The organism is Streptomyces sp. NBC_00258, assembly GCF_036182465.1.
GTDB lineage: Bacteria > Actinomycetota > Actinomycetes > Streptomycetales > Streptomycetaceae > Streptomyces.
In genome coordinates this window covers 8201436-8220569 of the sequence record NZ_CP108081.1, presented here as the reverse complement: position 1 = coordinate 8220569, position 19134 = coordinate 8201436, and the positions used below count along the sequence as shown (strand labels likewise).

11 protein-coding genes are annotated in these 19134 nt (G+C 71.7%); 8 read left to right on the top strand and 3 right to left on the bottom strand.

The features are described 5' to 3' along the window. The first annotated feature begins 30 nt into the window (after positions 1-30). Complete coding sequence (locus tag OG718_RS36665; RefSeq protein ID WP_306940262.1) at positions 31-651, top strand: TetR/AcrR family transcriptional regulator; 621 nt, start codon at positions 31-33, stop codon at positions 649-651. A 74-nt stretch (positions 652-725) separates the two neighbouring features. Here OG718_RS36665 and OG718_RS36660 read toward each other — a convergent pair whose 3' ends face one another. Both OG718_RS36660 and OG718_RS36655 read right to left on the bottom strand, forming a co-directional pair. Beyond that, positions 726-1502 carry a Type 1 glutamine amidotransferase-like domain-containing protein gene (locus tag OG718_RS36660; RefSeq protein ID WP_398935421.1) on the bottom strand — a complete coding sequence of 259 codons (777 nt, stop codon included), beginning with the start codon at positions 1500-1502 and terminating at the stop codon, positions 726-728. Positions 1503-1622: 120 nt separating this feature from the next. Then, positions 1623-2345, bottom strand: a complete 723-nt coding sequence (locus OG718_RS36655) for a FadR/GntR family transcriptional regulator (RefSeq protein ID WP_143631795.1) — start codon at positions 2343-2345, stop codon at positions 1623-1625. A gap of 240 nt (positions 2346-2585) precedes the next feature. Here OG718_RS36655 and OG718_RS36650 point away from each other — a divergent pair, with 240 nt between their 5' ends. The 3 genes from OG718_RS36650 (at position 2586) to OG718_RS36640 (ending at position 6949) form a co-directional block, all read left to right on the top strand. Then, a complete protein-coding gene (locus tag OG718_RS36650; protein WP_328846225.1) occupies positions 2586-3989 on the top strand; it encodes an SLC13 family permease in 1404 nt (467 codons plus the stop codon). Between the two features lie 61 nt (positions 3990-4050). Further along, on the top strand, positions 4051-5562 hold the full coding sequence (locus OG718_RS36645) for an acyl-CoA synthetase (protein WP_143631800.1): 1512 nt from the start codon (positions 4051-4053) through the stop codon (positions 5560-5562). Beyond that, positions 5555-6949 (top strand): carboxyl transferase domain-containing protein, encoded by a 1395-nt coding sequence (locus tag OG718_RS36640; RefSeq protein ID WP_143631803.1) that lies wholly within the window; start codon positions 5555-5557, stop codon positions 6947-6949. Before OG718_RS36645 ends, OG718_RS36640 begins: the two co-directional genes overlap by 8 nt. Positions 6950-7033: 84 nt before the next feature. On the opposite strand, the gene OG718_RS36635 is transcribed toward OG718_RS36640, so the two are convergent. Further along, entirely contained in the window at positions 7034-10717 is a 3684-nt protein-coding gene (locus OG718_RS36635) for a S8 family serine peptidase (protein ID WP_328846224.1), read from the bottom strand. 253 nt (positions 10718-10970) lie between these two features. Here OG718_RS36635 and OG718_RS36630 point away from each other — a divergent pair, with 253 nt between their 5' ends. From OG718_RS36630 to OG718_RS36615, 4 genes are all read left to right on the top strand, one after another. Continuing rightward, positions 10971-11360, top strand: coding sequence for a CU044_2847 family protein (locus OG718_RS36630; protein WP_143631808.1), 390 nt, complete (start codon positions 10971-10973; stop codon positions 11358-11360). Beyond that, entirely contained in the window at positions 11357-13189 is a 1833-nt protein-coding gene (locus OG718_RS36625; protein WP_328846223.1) for a VMAP-C domain-containing protein, read from the top strand. The genes OG718_RS36630 and OG718_RS36625 overlap by 4 nt, the downstream gene beginning before the upstream one ends. Positions 13190-13345: 156 nt before the next feature. Further along, on the top strand, positions 13346-14380 hold the full coding sequence (locus tag OG718_RS36620) for an AAA family ATPase (protein ID WP_143631813.1): 1035 nt from the start codon (positions 13346-13348) through the stop codon (positions 14378-14380). Beyond that, positions 14370-19124, top strand: coding sequence for an SAV_2336 N-terminal domain-related protein (locus tag OG718_RS36615; RefSeq protein WP_328846222.1), 4755 nt, complete (start codon positions 14370-14372; stop codon positions 19122-19124). The genes OG718_RS36620 and OG718_RS36615 overlap by 11 nt, the downstream gene beginning before the upstream one ends. Positions 19125-19134 lie beyond the last annotated feature (10 nt).

The following is a 19134-nucleotide window of genomic DNA, read 5'->3' as shown; positions in this document are numbered from 1 at the left end:
TCGCTTTTCGCGCCTTGAGGAGGACCCCGGATGTCGTCGGCCGACCGCCGTCTTCAGCCACGTCGCAAGCCCCGTCAGGTGCGCGCGGAGCTCACCCGCGACCGAATCCTCACCGCCGCTGCTCACGTTTTCGCCGAGCACGGCTACGCCGCCGGCACCACCAACCGCATCGCCGAACGCGCCCGCGTCTCCATCGGCTCGCTGTACCAGTACTTCCCGAACAAGGACGCCATCCTCGCCGAGCTGCTGGTGCGGCACATCGACCGCGGCACGTGGACGCAGGCCGACAAGCTCGACCTGTCCCCCGGGAGCCTGGAGGCGACGGTGCGGGCACTGGTCCGCGACGCGGTCGACAACCACCGAGACGATCCGCAGCTGCTGCGGATCATGATCGAGGAGGCGTCGTTCTCGCAGGAGGTGCTCGACACGATCGACCGGCACGGAAAGATCCGCGTCGGTCAGGTGCGCGGCCTCCTCGCCCGGCACCCGGACGTCCGCGTGCGGGATCTCGACACCGCGGCCGAACTGATCGTGACCACAGTGGAGATGAACACGCACATGCTCATGGCCGGCCCGCGGACCATCCCGGTCGAGACGTTCGAGAACGAACTGGTGGCCATGGTCACTCGCTATCTGCGCGGCGATCAGTAGCGAGATCTGTGGCGATGGCGAGAGTTCAGTTGCGGTAGCGAGATCGGTGGCGGTAGCGATGCGGGCGCACGCCGCTAGGAGATGTCCGGCAGCCGGCGCGGCTCGACGCGCTCCTCGACGGCCGTGTCGCCGTCGCGGGTCACGATGTACGCGCCCTTGCCCGGGACTTCGGTGACCGCTTCGACCAGCTCGGTGCCGCGGTAGACCAGGCCCACCCCGTCGTCGGTGCAGTGGGCGGTGGGAAGGGTGCCGTCCGCGACGAGGGCGTGGACCAGGGGGCGGCGGCCGGGGTCGGTGTCGTAGTGGACGCCGTTGCCGTAGGGGAGGAAGCCCAACGAGTCGGTGATCGGGCGGAGTTCGGGGCCGAAGGAGTCCGTGGTCCCGCCCCGGAACCAGCAGATCGAGCCCGCGCTGACACCGCTGAGGACGACGCCCGAGTGCCAGGCGCGGCGCAGGATGCCGTCGAGGCCGTGCACCCGCCATACCGCGAGGAGGTTCGCCACCGAGCCGCCCATGACCCAGACGACGTCCTGGTCGAGGACGGTGCCCTCGACGTCGTCGAGGTTCGGCATCGGGAAGAGGTGGAGGGGCGTGAGGTCGAAGCCCGCCACGCGTGCGGCCTCGGTCATACGGGCCGTGAAGTGTTCCGCGTCGCCTATGGCCGTACCGACGTACAGGACACGGGGGCGACGGCCGTGCGCGCCCGACAGTTCGACCGCGTGATGCACCAGGGAGTTGAACGACACCATGGTCCGGCCGACCCCGGCACGGTGGCCGCCGGAGGTGGCGACGATCGTGGGCTCTCGCCCGTTCACAGGGGAAGCAGGGGGCATGGTGCTGGACGCGCTCATGGCACCGGATCCTAACCAGGGCCGTCAGAGCGCCTGTTCGTCACCAGGGCCGTCAGAACGTCTGTTCGTCACCAGGGCCGTCAGAACGCCTGTCAGAACACGTGTTGGTCGCTACGGGCGTCACAGCCCCGGTTCGTCGTTCTCCTCCGGGTCCCAGTCCAGCAGTCGTACCCTCGCCACCGTCTGTACGTGCCTGCGCATCGCGGCGGCCGCCCGGCCCGGCTGCCGGGCGACGATCGCGTCGAAGATCGCGCGGTGCTGGGTGAGGGAACGTGTGGGGCGGCTCGGCTGGCGCAGCGACTCGTGGCGGCTCTCGGTGATCTGGTCGGCGATGGAGCGCATGAACTCGGCGAGGATCCCGCTGTGCGCGGCGGCCGTGACCGCCGCGTGGAAGAGCCGGTCGCCCTCGATTCCGTGTCCGCCGGCCTGGATCTCGTCCCGCATGTGGACGAGGGCGGAGTCCATGGCGGAGACGTCCTCGTCGGTGCGGCGCTCGGCGGCCAGTTCGGCGAGCTTGGTCTCCAGGGCCTCGCGGGCGTCGAGCACGTCGGGCAACCGGCGGCGCCGCTCCACGAGTTGCTCCATCGGTTCGGCGTCGAGGGTGTCGCGGACGAGGTAGGTCCCGCCGCCGTGGCGGACCTCGACCAGGCCCTGCACCTCCAGGACCACGATGGCCTGCTTCACCGAGGCGCGGCTGACGCCGAGGCGGGCCGCCAGGTCGCGCTCGGGCGGGAGGCGGTCACCCGCACCCAGGCCGCCCTCGGCCGCGTAACTGCGCAACCGGTCGAGGACCTGCTCGTACAGACGCGGCTTGGCCGTCATCGGGCGCAGTGCGTCGGTCATGCCCGTCCCCCTTGTCCCCTCTTGCGGGTGGTTCGTCCCCCTGCGGGCGCAGCGTAACACCGGGGGTGACCCGCGCAGTGACTGTGTGGACAAGTGGCCCAGTGGACGAGTGGCTGAGCCAATTTACGTCACTTCTCTTGACGCTCTCCACGAGCACCACCCAATGTGGTTCAGCCACTTGGCCAATCAGCCACCCTGCTCAGCACCCGCTCGACAAGGGACCCAAAGACGGGAGCCCGTATGTCCGCCGAACTGATCTCGATCCTTGTGCTCGTCGTGGTGTTCGTGATCGCCACCACCCGCTCCATCAACATGGGCGCCCTCGCCTTCGCCGCCGCCTACGGAGTCGGCGAACTGGTCGCGGACTTCGACGCCGACAAGATCTTCGCCGGATTCCCCGGCGACCTCTTCGTCGTACTCGTCGGTGTCACCTATCTGTTCGCGATCGCCCGCGCCAACGGCACCACCGACTGGCTGGTGCACGCCTCGATCCGGCTCGTGCGCGGGCGGGTCGTGCTGATCCCGTGGGTGATGTTCGTGCTGACGGGCGCGCTCACCGCGATCGGCGCGGTCAGCCCGGCCGCCGTCGCCATCGTGGCGCCCATCGCGCTGAGTTTCGCCGCGCGCTATCAGATCAGCCCGCTGCTGATGGGCGCGATGGTGGTGCACGGCGCGCAGGGCGGCGGCTTCTCCCCGATCAGCATCTACGGGACGATCGTCAACGGCATCGTCGAGCGCGAGAAGCTGCCCGGCAACGAGATCGCCCTGTTCCTCGCCTCGCTCGTCGTCAACCTCGTGATCGCGGGGGTGGTGTTCGTGCTGTTCGGCGGGCTGAAGCTGCGGAACGACGGCGACGGGGCCGCCGCGGAAGGGACCTCGGTCTCGGCGTCCGGACCGGCATCGGCGTCGGTTTCCGGGTCGGCTTCGGGGCCGACGTCGGGGCCGAAGAGCGCGGGCGCCGGCACCAGCACCGTCGTCGACGCCGACGCCGACGCGAAGGGCGCGCCCCAGGACCGGGAAGAAGAGCCCGAGGACGACACCACGCGGCTCAACCCCGCCCGTATGGCCACCCTCGCCGCTCTCGTCGCCCTGGTCGTCGCCGTGCTCGCCTTCGACCTGGACGCCGGCCTCACCTCCATCACCCTCGCCGTCCTGCTCAGCACCTGCTGGCCGGAGGACAGCCGCAACGCCGTCTCCCAGATCGCCTGGCCGACGGTCCTGCTGATCTGCGGTGTGCTGACGTACGTCGGCGTCCTGGACGAGATGGGCACGATCGACTGGGCGGGCGAGGGCGTCAGCGACATCGGCATCCCGCTGCTGTCCGCCGTCCTCCTCTGCTACATCGGCGCGCTGGTCTCCGCGTTCGCCTCGTCCGTCGGCATCATGGGGGCGCTGATCCCGCTGGCGGTGCCGTTCCTGGCGCAGGGCGAGATCGGGGCGGTCGGCATGGTGGCGGCGCTCGCGGTGTCGGCGACGGTGGTGGACGTGAGCCCGTTCTCGACGAACGGCGCGCTGGTGCTCGCGGCGGCACCCGGCGTCGACCGGGAGCGTTTCTTCCGGCAGCTGATGGTGTACGGAGGGATCGTGGTGGCCGTGGTCCCCGCGGTGGTGTGGCTCGCCCTGGTGGTCCCCGGCTGGGGGTGACACCGGCCGCGCCGGCCGTTCCGACGGGCGGCCTTCGACGAACGACTAAGGAGTACGACGCGTGTCCCCTCACTTCCCGGCTCTCTTCCCGGCCCTGACCGAGGCCCAGGCGGACCCGGACGGCCCCGGCGCGCAACGGCCCGCCCTGCGCTTCGGTGACCGCTCCCTGACCTACGGCGAGCTCGCGGCCACCGCCTCCCCCCTCGCCGCCCGCGTCGCGGAGGCGGGCCGGATCGCCGTGTGGGCCACGCCCACCCTGGAGACCGCCGTCGCCGTGGTCGCCGCGCTGCTGGCCGGCGTCCCCGCCGTACCGCTCAACCCGAAGTCGGGCGAGAGCGAGCTGGGGCACATCGTCTCGGACAGCGCCCCGACGCTGGTGCTCGCGGCGCCGGGCACCCAACTCCCGCCCGCACTGGCCGCGTTGGAACGCGTCGACATCGACGTACGCGGCACGGGGGCGGCGTCTCCTGCCACCGGCGCCCCCGCCACCGTCGGACCCTCGGGCCTCACCCCCGAAACCCCCGCCCTCGTCGTCTACACCTCCGGCACCACCGGCCCCCCGAAGGGCGCCGTCATCCCCCGCCGGGCCGTCGCCACCACCCTCGATGCCCTCGCGGACGCCTGGCAGTGGACCGGTGACGACGTCCTCGTGCACGGTCTCCCCCTCTTCCACGTGCACGGCCTGATCCTGGGCATCCTCGGCCCGCTGCGCCGCGGCGGATCCGTACGGCACCTCGGCCGTTTCGAAACGGCGGGCGTGACAAGGGAGTTGAGCGAGGGCGCCACCATGCTGTTCGGGGTGCCGACGATGTACCACCGGATCGCGGAGACCCTGCCCGACGACCCCGCGCTCGCGAAGGCCCTGGCCAGGGCGCGGCTGCTCGTGTCGGGGTCGGCGGCCCTGCCCGTGCACGACCACGAGCGGATCGCGGAGGCGACCGGGCGACGCGTCATCGAGCGGTACGGGATGACGGAGACCCTCATGAACACCAGCGTCCGCGCCGACGGTGAGCCCCGCGCGGGCACGGTCGGCGTCCCGCTGCCGGGCGTCGAACTGCGGCTGACGGAGGAGGACGGGACGACGGCCGTAGAGGCGTACGACGGGGAGACCGTCGGTGAGATCCAGGTCCGCGGACCGAATCTCTTCACCGAGTACCTGAACCGCCCCGAGGCGACCGCGGCGGCCTTCACCGAGGACGGCTGGTTCCGCACCGGCGACATGGCGGTGCGCGACCCCGACGGATACGTACGCATCGTCGGCCGGAAGGCCACCGATCTGATCAAGAGCGGCGGTTACAAGATCGGGGCGGGCGAGATCGAGAACGCCCTTCTGGAACATCCGGGTGTACGCGAGGCCGCGGTCACCGGCGAACCGGACGCCGACCTGGGCGAGCGGATCGTGGCGTGGATCGTGCCCGCGGATCCACAATCACCGCCTTCCGTCGACGAGTTGGCGGACCACGTGGCCCGCCGGCTCGCGCCCCACAAGCGGCCCCGCGTCGTCCACCACATCGACGCGCTGCCCCGCAACGACATGGGCAAGATCATGAAGCGTGCGCTGACCCATGACTGAGGCCGTGCCGCGGTACACGGCCCGCGAGGCGATCGACCTGGTCACGCCCGGGTTCACCGAACTGACCGGGCCCGGAGACCCCGTAAGCCAAGTAGGCCACGTGGGCCCTGTAAGGGAGTACGGGCCGGACGGGCCCCTGTCCTGGCAGGGTTACGAGGACTCGCGCGCCCGCGCCGCCGCCCGCACGGGTGAGGAGGAGTCGGTCGTCTGCGGTACGGCGGAGATCGGCAGGACGGCCACGGTGCTGATCTCCTTCGAGTTCGGCTTCCTCGGCGGATCGCTGGGCGAGCGTACGGGTGACCGGCTGGAGGCGGCCTACGCGTACGCGCGTGAGCACCGGCTCCCGGTCGTCTCCCTCGTCGCCACGGGCGGCAGCCGTATGCAGGAGGGTATGCGCGCGCTGGTCCAACTCCAGCGCGTGGCACGGCAGTCGACGCTCACCCGCGAGGCGGGGCTGCCGCAGATCGCGGTCCTGCGCGACCCGACGACCGGCGGCGGCTGGGCCACTCTGGGCGCGGGCGCCGATGTCGTCCTCGCCCTCCCTGGCGCCCAGGTGGGCTTCGCGGGCTCGCGCGTCCGTCCGCCCGATGCCGACCCGGCGGCCTACACGGCCGAGGCGCAGCTGGCGGCGGGAGCGGTCGACGCGGTGGTGCCACCGGCGGAGTTGCCCGAGCTGCTGGGGCTGTGGCTGCACCTGCTGAGCCGCCCGTCGGCCGAACCGGCCCCACCCCCGCCCGCCCTGGCCGACACCGACCTGCCGGCCACCGGCTGGGAGGCCGTGGGCAACGCCCGCTCCGCGCAACGCCCCCGCGCCACCGCCTACTTGGACGCACACCTCGCCCGTCGTGCGGCGATCAGCGGTGACCGCTGCGGCGGCACGGACGACGGGATGCTCTGCGGATTCGGCGTACTGAAGGACGGCGGCCGTACCGTGGCCTACGCCGTCCAGACCGGCACCGCCACCCGCCCCGCCGGCTACCGCACCGCCGCCCGGCTGATCCGGCTCGCGGACCGACTCCGTATCCCCGTACTGACGTTGGTGGACACCCCGGGTGCCGCCAACGACGCGGAGGCGGAACGGCAGGGCTCGGGCGCGGCGATCGCGGACGTGTTCGGAGCCGTGGCCGCCGCGCGGACGCCTGTCACCACGCTGCTGATCGGCGAGGGCGGCTCGGGGGGCGCGCTGGCCCTCGCCTCACCGGACAACACGTGGGCCACACCGGACAGTTACTTCTCCGTCATCGCCCCCGAGCTCGCGGCCGCCATCCTCAAGCGGCCACCGGAGGAGGTACGGGCCACGGCGGACCAGCTCCGCATCCGGCCGCAGGACCTGGTGGACCTCGGTGTCGTACGCGGAATCGTGAAGCCAGTGAAATCCCCCTCGTAGCAGACCCGTTCCAAGCACGAAGGCGCCGCCTCCCGGCCCCAGGGGGAGGCGGCGCCGTCCGCGCCCGTACGGTCCGTGCGGTTCCTACCGCACGCCCACCGCCCGGACGATCTCCTGCGTCACCGAACCACCCCGGTCGTCGCTCGCCGAGGCCCGCAGAGACACGTACTCCGCGTCGCGCGGCACGGTGACCGTCCCCTTCCAGGCGACCTCACCCGAGCCAGAACCGGATCCGGAGCCAGAGCCCGAGTCGGACAGCCGTACCGTCCGCCAAGACTTCCCGTCGTCGTAGGAGACTTCGAGCTTCCCGCCGCCGATGGTCCCGGTGGTGCCGGTGTCCGTCGCGCCCGCCACGTACGAGGAGTGGATCCCCACCGGCAGCCGGCTCCCGCCCCGCACGTTCCCCGCGAGGTCCGTGTCGACGTCGAAGCCGAGGTTGAGCAGCGGCAGTACGGTCCAGCGGTCCTCGGGTGTGGCCGCCGACCGGAACGTCCACTCGGAGTGGCCCTTGGTGGAGAGCTTCCAGCGGTCCGCGTCCAGCGTCGTGTCCGTGACGACCTTGTACGTGTGCTCGTCCGCGGGGGCTTCCGAGACATAGGCGCCGGAGCTCATCCGCCGGTCGACCAGTTCCCCGTCGAGATACACCTCGGTGAACTGGGTCATGCCGGTCTCGTCGCTCCACACGTTGCCGAAGCCGGTGTGGTCGGGCCCGGAGTCGGCCCAGCCCGGGGTGTTGAACTGCAGCTGGCCGCCCGCCCGTTGCTGCCCCCAGCCGAGCCCGGTGCCGAGCCACGGATGCCAGACCGGCCGGAACCAGTCGAGGTCCGGATGCGTGCCCCCGCGATAGCGGACGAGCCCGCTGCGCTCCTCCAGGTCCCCGGCACCGACGTTGACGGACTCGTGCCACAGCTGGCCGGGTCCGGTCGACACGTACTCGGTGCGCTCGGCCGGGAAGTCGATCCGCTCCTGGAAGCCGATGCCGATGGGGAAGGAGTCGTCGGTGAGCGAGTACCGGAACTCGCTGCCGGACACGGGCTTCACGGCATGGAACCTGGTGTCCAGCACGGCGAGTTGACCGCGCGAGGGCTCGTACGTCAGGTCCCGTGCCGGGATGCTCCCGCGATGCCCTTCCGAAAGGTCGTACGTGTAGGGCGTGTTGCGCGTCCCGTTCGTCTCGGCCTTCCGGGCCGAACGCAGTCGGGCGGCATCCGCCGTGTTCACCGTGGCGATCTGGATCGGCCGGTCGGCGTTGTCGTCGGTGCCGAACCAGGCGTTGAGCCGTCCGGGCACGTCGTCCGTGACGAACAGAGCCTCGGCGCCCGCGTCCTGGGCGGCCTGCGCGATCTCGGCGGGCTCCGCCCCCTCGCGCATCCGGACGAGAACGGCCTTGCCGCGTACGTCCCTTCCGCCGTACTCCCCGGTTCCGACATCGACGAGCGGCAGCTTGCGGCGCCCCTCGACGAGCGTGCTCCCGGGCTGGACGACGGCCTCCCCGACCCCCTTCACCTCCAGCATCGGTTTCCCGAGCCGCCACACGGTCCGGTACTCGAAGCTGCCCTTCGTCACCTTCGCCGTGGGTGCCGCGAAGACGCTGTCGTACTTGACCGGCACCTGGACCGCTCCGAACAGGTCCGAGCCGTTCGCCGCGCGGTCGTACTCCATGAGGAGCTGCCGGGTCTCGGTCCGCCGGTCGACACGGGCCGCGACCTCCCTCAACTTCCTGCCGTCCAGGGTGATTTCCCGGTCCCGGTCGAGGTCGATCTCGGGTGCGGCGAGGAAACCGAGCCCGAGCGAGTCGGCGCCACGTCTGCCGCGTACGTCGAGGAAGGTGTTCAGGCTGTACGTGCCGGGCTTCAGCCTCAGTTCCACGGTGCCGGAGTCGCCGACCGGGGCCGGGAAGGGGTCGACGCCCTCGGCGAGTCGCTGCACGACGAGGCCGGCGGCGGTCGCGTCCCCGGCACGGTCCTTGACGTGGACGGTGAGCGTGTACCGCTCCTCCTCCTTGACCAGACCGAAGGCCGTGTGCGCGATGGTCGTTCCGTCCGCGGCCGAGGCCACGATCTGCCCGCTGGTGTTGCCCACCGGAGCCTTGTCGCCATCCCCGGTCACGGTCGTGGAGGCCGTCCCGTGCGCGGGCACGGTCAGCGTGGAGTCGGCGAGCGTCGCGACCCCGTCGGGCGCTCCCCGTACGGAGAGGCTCAACTCGACGGCCGTGTCGGAGGAGTTGGTGTAGGTGACGGTCCTGGTGACCGGCTCGTTCGACTCGTAGGGCCAGCGGTGGAAGCCGAGGTCGGCGCTTCCCGTGGCGGTGACGTCGGACTTCACGGCCTCCGGCACGCTCACTCGCCCGGCCCCCAACACATAGGCGGACGCGTCGAGTTGCTTCGACGTCGACATCAGCGCGTTCTTGAGCTGCGCGCCGGTCCAGTCGGGGTGCCGCTCGGCGAGGAGTGCGGCGACGCCCGCGACATGGGGTGTCGCCATCGACGTACCGCTCATGGCGGTGTAGTCGCCGCTGCCGGCCGCGAGACGGGAGCGGGCCGCGAGGATGTCGACGCCCGGGGCGGACAGGTCGGGCTTCAGGGCGTTGTCGCCGTGCCGCGGACCCGCGCTGGTGAAGTAGGCGGCCTGGTCGGCGGAGTCGACCGCGCCGACGGTCAGCGCGGAGTCGGCGGCGCCCGGTGAGCCGATGGAGGAGGGGGCGCCGGTGTTGCCCGCGGCGACGACGAAGAGGGCGCCGGTCTCCTTCGAGAGGGTCTCGACGGCCTGGGCCATGGGGTCGGTGCCGTCGCTGGGCTCGGTCGAGCCGAGGCTCATCGAGACGACCTCGGCGCCGACGTCCCGCGCGGCCCACTCCATGCCCGCGATGATCTGCGACTCGCTGCCCGAGCCCTGATCGCTGAGGACCTTCCCGACCGCGAGCGTGGCGCCGGGCGCGACGCCCTTCTCCTTGCCGTCGGACGCGGCGCCGCTGCCGCCGACGGTCGAAGTGACGTGCGTGCCATGGCCGTTGCGGTCGGCGACCTCCTCGCCCTCGATGAAACTCCTGGTGGTGGAGACCCGCCCGTCGAGATCGGGATGGCCGACGTCCACCCCCGTGTCCAGCACGGCGACCGTGACGCCCCTGCCGGTCAGCCCCGCCTCCCACGCCTCCGGCGTACCGATCTGGGCATTGCTTTCGGCCATGTCGGCGCTGACCCGCCCGTCGAGCCAGACCTTGTCGATCCCGTCCTGCCGGGTCAGCGCCCGCCAGAACGTCCGCCCCTTGCCGGCGTCGACAGCCGCCCCGTGGACGCTGGGCAGCCCGCGCGTCCTCTCGGCGCCGCGCGGAGTCGCCACACGCGCGCCCTTCTCGTACGTGACGATCAGCGGCAGTTCGCCGGTCCTGCCGTCCGTGAGGCCCTGCCGTATCAACTCGCCGACGTCGAACAGCCGTTGGTCGAGGGTGCCCGCCCGCAGATAGGGCAGCGCCTCGTCCGGTACGACGGTGACGGCGCCGTTCACCGTCTGCGTACGGACGGCTCCGGTGGCGCCCCGCGGCCGTTCGACGGTGACCGTCTTCCGGCCGCCGCCGAGGTCGGTGACGGTCACCTTGTCTCCGGTGACGAGGGTGACCGTGCGGGCGGCGGAGGCGGCGCGGGTACGGGCCTGGGTTCCGGTGTCCCGTGCCTCGGCGTCCTGTGCCTCGGCCCCGCCCGTGGGCAGCAGCGCGAGCACGAGCCCGGCCGACGCGAGCGCCGCTCCACGTCTCGCGGATCCTCTGGTCATCCGTACCTCTCTCTTCTCGGATTCTTCGCGGGTTCTTCGGGGTTCGTTCTCGGACCGGGGTGGAGCCCGGGTGCTGCGAAGAGTCTCGGGGGGCCGGTGTTGCGGCGGCGCCGACCGGACTTGGCGGAAAGCTGCCCTGGCGGTTTTCCGCCAGAGAGCCGGTGAACGACCTGTGGAAACCGCGACACCGCCAAGTACCGTCCGTGACAATGGGTGGGTCAGCAGTCACGGACAACGGGGGTTCTGCCACAGCATGGACGGTTTAGTGGAGTTCAAGACCGACGACGGTGCCGTGATCGTCGTCGAAGGCGTCGAGGACGAGTCCGGCTCCCGGCTGGTCGCGCGCGCGGACGGCACGGTCCAGGCGGCCCGTACGTTCGAGGGCTCCCTGGACGGGGTGCGGGCGGCCGCCGAGTCGGCGCTCCGCGTCTTCCGGGACGGCTCGCTGAAGCCCGACAACGTGGAGATCGAGTTCGGGGTCAAACTGACCGCGGAGGCGGGCGCGTTGATCGCCAGGAGCGCGGTCGAGGGCCATCTCGTCGTCAAGCTCTCCTGGTCACCCGGTGGATCCGCTGGGTCCGGTGGGTCCGAAGGCCCGGCCGAGCCCGTCCCGGGCTCCCCGGAGGCCACCCCGGTCTCATGAGCAGCGCTTCCTGGCACGCGAGAATCAACTGCGGACGCGACACCGGTGCCGGCTTCCTGGTCACCGAGCGGCACGTCCTGACCTGCGCCCATGTCGTCGCGCACAGCGACACGGCCCCGGTCGCCGTGTCCTTCGCACACGGCGGCGAGGGAGAGGTGCCCGCCCGGGTGATCGCGCACGGCGGCTGGGACGGCCGCGACACCGACCCGGGCGACCTGGCCGTACTCGAACTGGACCGCCCGGTGTCGTTGAAGCCGGCGGAGTTCGCGACACCCTCGGACGCGTACGGGGACCCCCCGCGCAGGCTCCTCGCATACGGCTTCCCGAAGCGGTACGACGAGGGCACGCTCGCCGAATACCGGGCCACCGCCGACCAGTTGATCGCCGGCGAATGGGTCCAGCTGGAGGCGTGGGCCGCGCACGGCCAGCCGCTGGCCCCCGGCTTCAGCGGCGCCGCGGTGACCCTCGCCGACACCGGCCGCGTCGTGGGCATGGTCTCCGCCGCCGCCCGCAGCCCCGAGATCCGCAACGGCCGCATGCTCCCCACCCAGATCATGGCCCGCTACTGGCCCCGCCTGGGCGACCTGATCCCCACCCCGGAGTACGACCAGCCCCAGAAGGAACGGCTGCGCCGCCTGGTGGAGGCCGCGGAGGAGGGCGCCCCGTCAGGGGCGGGGGGAACTGCGCGCCCAGCCCCCACGCACCCGCAGCAGACACACAACCGCATCGCCCGCACTCCGGAGTGCAGCCCCGAAAGGCTGTACCTCGACGCGGTCGGCCCCCTGGGCCCCCCACTCCCCCCACACGGCTTCGGCTCCCTGTGGGCAGCGGCCTGGTACCTCCTCTCAGAAGTACCGGACCCGTCCGCCACCCCCCGCTTCGCAACCCGCCTCGCCGACTTCGTCGACGACACCCGGCTCCGTGCCGCACTACGAAGCTGGCCGCTCCCGCAGACCCACCGCACCCCGACACCCGCGCAGGCATCCACGACCCTCCGCCCTAGCTCCACGGCGCACACCTGGTCGCCGATCCTCGTGGAGATCGCCCCCAGCGGCTCCGGCACCCGGGACTTCCTGGTCGAGGTGTCCGCGTACAACGACCGGCACCGCCGGGTGGTCGGCTCCCGCCGCCTCCCGGTGGACCGCGTACGCCCGTACGCGCTGCAACGAATCGACGAGGCCTACCACGAACTGGAGCCAGGAGCCCGGGAGTTGATCGCCTTCGTGCTGCCGCGCCGCTGGCTCAACGCGGACGTGGCGCGCTGGAAGCGCAGCGCCGACGACGACAGCCCGCTCGGCTCCTTCGCACCGCTCGTCGTGATGGACCTGGAGCGGCGGCGCAGCGGCGGTCTTCAGCACAAGCTGAGGCAGAAGTGGCGGACCCTGGACGCGCGGCCGGCGGCCCGGCTGCACCGCATCGACTGCTGGTCCGTCGGCCAGGACCAGGTGAAACTGACCATCGACCTGCGTCGCGACGCCGACATGGTGGGCTTCGGTACGCCGCCCCGCGCGGACGGCGTCAGACGGCTGTTCCAGGCGAGCCTGAACGCGGCCGTGCCGGTGATGCTGTGGCCGCGCTCCGGCTGCCGGGGCGAGCACCAGTGCGGGCGGCCCGCGGACTGCCCGGGCTCGGAGTTCCTGGACCGCCTCGCCGAGCACCTCGCGGACCTGCCGCCCCACGAACTCCCTCAGTACGTACATGAGTTGCGCGAGACGGCGTACGCCTCCGACACCGCGGAACCGCACTGGGCGCACGACCTGGCACTGCTGTGGGAGGACCCCGAATGCCTCCCCGACCCGGTCGGCTACACGCACAACCCCGTCGGCTGAGCAGGCCGTTGAGAAGGCCGGCCAGAAGGCCGTGGAGCAGACCGTCGAGGAGGGCCGCTGAGGAGGCCGCTGGAAATGGGTTGATGAACGGCGGCCCGAAGCCGTCGACTGAAGCACGGAACGCACAACGGAACACGGAACACGTTCGGAGAGACCATGTCCCTGTGGCCCGTCTACACGGGTACGAGCGAACCGCACGACGGCATCGCCGAGCTGCCCGCGCCACCGCCCTGGCGTGCCTTCGACGGCGGCCCGGAGCTGCCGACCCCCGCCGAGGACGACGACGCCTCGGCGACCTCCCCGGACCGCCGGCACCGCGCCCGTACCTATCGCGCCACGGACCGGGCGGTGCAACTCGTCAACGCCGCCCTGTACTTGCGCCGTCCGCTCCTCGTGACGGGTCCGCCGGGCAGCGGCAAGTCGAGCCTCGCGTACGCGGTGGCAAGGGAGTTGCGGCTCGGCCCCGTCCTGCGCTGGAACATCACCAGCCGCGCCACGCTCCACGACGGGCTCTACCAGTACGATCCGCTCTCCCGCCTGTACGCGGCAGGACGCGCCGCCGCACGCGAGGTACCGCCGGACGATGAACTCCCCACCGACGGCGGGCTCCAGGACCATCTGCGCCTCGGCCCGCTCGGCACGTCGCTCCTTCCGTACGGCCGTCCGCGCGCTCTGCTGATCGACGAGATCGACAAGTGCGACCTGGACCTGCCGAACGACCTCCTCAACATTCTGGAGGAGGGCCAGTACGAGATCCCGGAGCTGGTCCGCGCCGCCCGGCACACCCCCTCCGCCAAGGTCATGGTCGACGGCACGGACGAACGGGTCGAGGTCTCGCGCGGCCGTGTCCGCTGCCGTGCCTTCCCCTTCGTGGTCCTCACCAGCAACGGCGAGCGCGAGTTCCCGCCCGCGTTCCTCCGCCGCTGTGTCCGCCTCGAACTCCACCAGCCCCGCGCGGCCCACCTGGAGAGCATCGTCCGCGCCCACCTCGGCGAACCCGACGCGCACGCACAGGACTTGATCGACCGCTTCCTGTCCCGGGGAACGGACGGCGAGCTGGCCACGGACCAACTCCTCAACGCCATCTACCTCACGGGCACGGCGGGCATCGACGCGTCGTCGCGCGACGACCTGGCGGAACAGCTGATGCCGTATCTGAGCCGTACGGGGGACGAACCGGATGCCTTCTGAGGCCGACGCCGGTGCCGACACCGGCGCCGCCCGCCTCGCCGACGTCCTCACGGAGGCCGGCAACGGCCCGACCCCGACCTCCGAAGAACTGGCCGAACTCCTCTGGCTGGCAGGCCATATGAGGGCACCCCAGACCGACGTTTCGGATTCAGGCTCGACGGCCCCCGGTCTTGGGGGCGCGGGGAACTGCGCACCCAGCCCCCACACACCCGCAGCGAAGACACCACCGCAACCCGACCATCCCCAAATCCCCGAGCAACCAGACAGCAGGGTCCCCCTGCGACTACCCGGTAGGTCCACGCCGAGGAACACGTCCCAGGCAGACGACCCGGACACCAACGGCTCATACACCTCACTCCTGGCCCCCGCCCCACCGATGCTCCCCCACCCCCTCAAACTCCAACGCGCCCTCCGCCCCCTCAAGCGAAGCACCCCCGCCCCGTTCGGACAGGAACTTGACGAGGCGGCCACCGCCCACCGGATCGCCCGGCTCGGAGCCGCGCCGCAGTGGTGGCTGCCCGTCCTGCGCCCCACGACCGAGCGCTGGCTGACGCTCCATCTCGTGCACGACACCGGTCCGACGATGCCCGTCTGGCGCCCGCTCGTCCGCGAACTGCACACGGCCCTCGCCCAGTCGGGCGTCTTCCGCACGGTGGAGCTGCACCGGCTGGAGACCGACGGCACGGTATGCCGCCCCGGCTCGCAGGAGGCGTACGCGGACGGACGTACGGTCACCCTGCTGATCAGTGACTGCATGGGCCCGCAGTGGCGGGACGGCCCGGCGGGCAGCCGCTGGTACGCCACACTGCGCCGCTGGTCCGCCAGGATGCCGGTCGCCGTGGTCCAGCCGCTCCCGGAACGCCTGTGGCGCACCACCGCACTGCCCGCCACGACCGCCCGGATCGCCGCGCCGGGGCCCGCCGCGCCCAACTCCGCGTACGACGTGGACTCGTACGCCATGGAGGACCTCCCGCGCGACGTGCTCCCGCTCCCCGTCCTTGAGGCCTCGGCGCCCTGGCTGGCGAACTGGTCGGCGCTGGTCGCGGGCGGGGGCCGACTGCCCGGCGCGGTCGGCCTGTTGGGCGCCGCCCCTCCCCTCGCACCGGTCGACGAATGGGGCCGCAGCGACGTCGAGCGGCTCTCCCCCGAGGAGCTGCTGCTCCGCTTCCGTTCCCTCGCCTCCCCGGAAGCCTTCCGGCTGGCCGGTCATCTCGCCGTCGGACGCCCCGAGTTGCCCGTGATGCGCCTGGTCCACGCGGCGATCGAGAGGAACCCCCAGCCGCAGCACCTCGCCGAGGTGATCCTCAGCGGTGCCCTGATCGCGGTCCCGGGCACGGCGGGTTCGTACGCCTTCCGCCCCGGCGTCCGGGAGCTGCTGCTGCGCACGCTGCCGCGCTCCGCGCACGGCCGTACCTCCGAACTCCTCTCGCGGGTGGGCGCGTTGATCGATGTCCGGGCGGGGGTGGCGGCCGGCGACTTCCGGGTCGCCGTTCCGGGACCCGGCAACATCACGGCGGGGGGCGAGCCGTTCGCGGCGGTACGGGAGGAGAGCGTACGGAGGCTGGGCGGGGCCCCGCCGAAACCGGCCGCCGGATTGGTGCTCGGCAGGTACCGGCTCGTACGGCGTCTGGGGCGGGGCAAGCACGTGATGGAGGCCGAGGACATCCGGTCCGGGAGGACGGTCGCGGTGTATCCGCGCCCGATCAGGCCGGAGCGGCACGAGTACTTCCTGAACGCCGCGCGCGTTCTCGCCGGTGTCCGGCACGCCAACGTGATGGACGTCCAAGACTTCGGTGTCGAGGGCGACATGGCGTACCTGGTCACGGAGTTCGTGGAGGGAGCCACGCTCGCCGAGAGTTCACGGCTGCCCTTCACGGCGTTCGTGTCCGTGGTGCGGCAGATCGCGCTGGGTCTCACGGCCCTGCATGAACAGGGAGTCGCACACGGCCGCCTCACACCGCAGAGCCTGCTGATGTCCCCGGACGGCACCGTGAGGATCACTCACTTCGAGCTGGTGCGGGACCGGAGGAACGACGAGTCGAAGGACCTGGAGGACCTCGGGCATCTGCTGGAGAGCCTGGGCACGGAGGAGGCGCCGGCGGAACTCCGGGAGTTCGAGAGGGCGTTCAGGTCACAGCTCGCCGGAGCTGTCCGTCTTCTGCTCTCTCCGGACACGGACGGACAGCAGCGAGCCGTCAAGTTCCTCATGTCCCCCTCCTTCGGCACGACCACGGCACCGGCCACGACCGCCTTCGCCGCGGACCGATACCGGTACCGCCTGCTCGGCCCGGTGCGGATCGAACGGGGCGACGACGTCCTTCCCAGCCATTCCCCCGAGGAACAGGCCGTGCTGTGCATGCTGCTCCTGCGACACGGCAGTCCGGTGACACACGTCGAGCTGACCGAGGGACTGTGGGGGCGGCATTCGCCGGGACGTGCCGGAGGGCTGTCCACCTACTCCTCGGGGCTGCGGAAGATCCTGGGTCCCGGCATTCTCACCACCACCGGGGGCGGCTACGCCCTGGACGCACCGCACCACAGTGTCGACGTGAACCGCTGCGAAGAGCTCGTCGCCGACGCGAAGTCCCGTCGCGAGGACGGTGACCCGACGACGGCCCGCGACACCGTCCAACGCGCCCTCGACCTCTGGTACGGCGAACCTCTCGACGGAGTCCCCGGCCCCGCCGCCGAGGCGACCCGCACCCGCCTGCGCGCCCTACGCCTCTCGCTCCACGTCACCCGCGCCGAACTCGACCTGGAACTGGGCCACTTCGAACAGGCGGCCACCGACCTGGACGACCTGCTCCGCGCGCACCCCAAGCACGAAGGCTTCCGCCGGCTGCACATCCTCGCCCTCAAGAACCAGGGCCGCATCGCCGAGGCCATCGAGTCGTACGAGACATACGAGGAGTTCCAGGACCGCCAGTACAGCGAGCCGAACCCCACCATGCTGGAACTCCACCGCGAGCTGCGCGCCGCCGCCGCCGACCGCCGGCGCTCCATCACCATGGAATTCACCGGCGCCGGCGACCGCAGGGAGGCCCAGAGCGCCCTCGCCGGCACCCTGACCTGGCTGCTCTCGCTCGGCGGTCTGACCTCGGACGAGTACGACATGCACGCGGTCGACAACGGCTATGTCGTGTTCACCGTGCCCGAGGCGTCCGTACTGACCGTAATGAACACGGCACTGCGCGACCTGCCCGACGTACTCCTGGAGTTGCCGAACCCGCCGAAGGTGCGGCTGACGTTCTGGCACACCGCGCTGGTTCCCGGCCCGGACGTCTCACCGGCACCGGACCGGTCGGACATCGTGTTCATCCTCTCCCCCGTCCTGTACCAGGAGCTGACGCACAGCGACCCTCCCATCGACCGGTCGCGGTTCCGCCCGTTGTACCCGGAGTCGGCCGGCGGCCCGCCCCTGGCCTGGTACTGCCCCATGAATCTCCCGGAACTCGTCCCGGATGCCGAGTCCGAGCAACGCGACCTCGTGCGCGGCCCGTTCACCACCCGCCGGACCAGCTCGATCCGCCTTCCCGAGCACGGCCGCACCGCCGTCGTCGTCCAGCCCACCGACGGCGAGCCGACGCTCCTCGACCCCGAGCGGTTCGACGCCACGAACGTGTCGGCCAACCTCGTGACGTACTACGAGATCGACCTCACCACACACCGGACCGGCCACCAGCTGTCGCTGCCCGGCTCCGGGCGGGGAAGCCCCGGGCGCGGCCACTTCGCCGCCTCCGTCGAGCTGTCCTGGCACGTCGACGACCCCGTGGCCTTCGTACGCGGCGGAACCGTCAACGTGTCCGAGCAACTCCTCGACCACTTCATCAAGGAAGCGAGCCGCATCACCCGGCGGCACCCGCTCGCCCGTGCGAGCGCGGCACAGCACGCGGTGCGCAGCGTGCTGCGCCGCTGGCCCGTGCCGGGGCTCTCCGTGGCATGCTCGATCAGTCTGACGCCCGAGGGCGAGCAGCAGCCGGACCCTCGGTCCGTCCCGCGGCCGACAGAGAGGCACATCGCACCTCCCGATCCCTCGACCACCGCCCTGGTCGACACCCCCAACGTACTCATCGGCTTCGACGGCCCCCTCGTACGCCTCTACACCCGGGCCAAGGAGGCGCAGGTCACCCAGGAACTCGCCGCGCTCCTCGCCGAACTGCGCCACCCCGACGCCGCGCTGGGCGGCGAGCCGCTGTCGCCGGGGGGCGAGCCCATGTCACCCCTGGAGGGGCGTTCGAACCCGCTCGACCTGTTGCGGGCGTTCGCCGGGCACCCCCTGGGAGCCGATCTGCGCCGCCGGCTCAACCGCATCGAGGAGCGGGCCGTCCGGACCGCGACGGCCACCCCGTTCTCCGACTCCCTGATCACCACGCTCAACGCCCTCGGCCGGCGCGTCGCCGTCGTCGCCGACAACGCGCCGAGCGCCGTCTGGATGTATCTGCAGGCCCACGGACGGCTGACCGGCCTGGTGGGCGGCGGGGTGCACGGCCGCGCCGAGGATCTGACCCGGCTGATGCCGAACCCCGACTGCCTCCTGCGGGCCCTGGACCAGCTCGGCGCGTCACCGTCGGACGCCGTGCTGGTCGGCTCGTCGGTCGCCGAGCTGACCGCCGCGAACGCCATCGGTCTCCGCTTCCTCGGCTACACCCGCTCCGAGCCGCACAAGCAGCGACTGCTCCGCGCGGGCTGCGAGCTGACCACGGCCTCATGGGCGCCCCTGATCCAGGCCCTCCCCAACACCTGAGCGCCGCCCC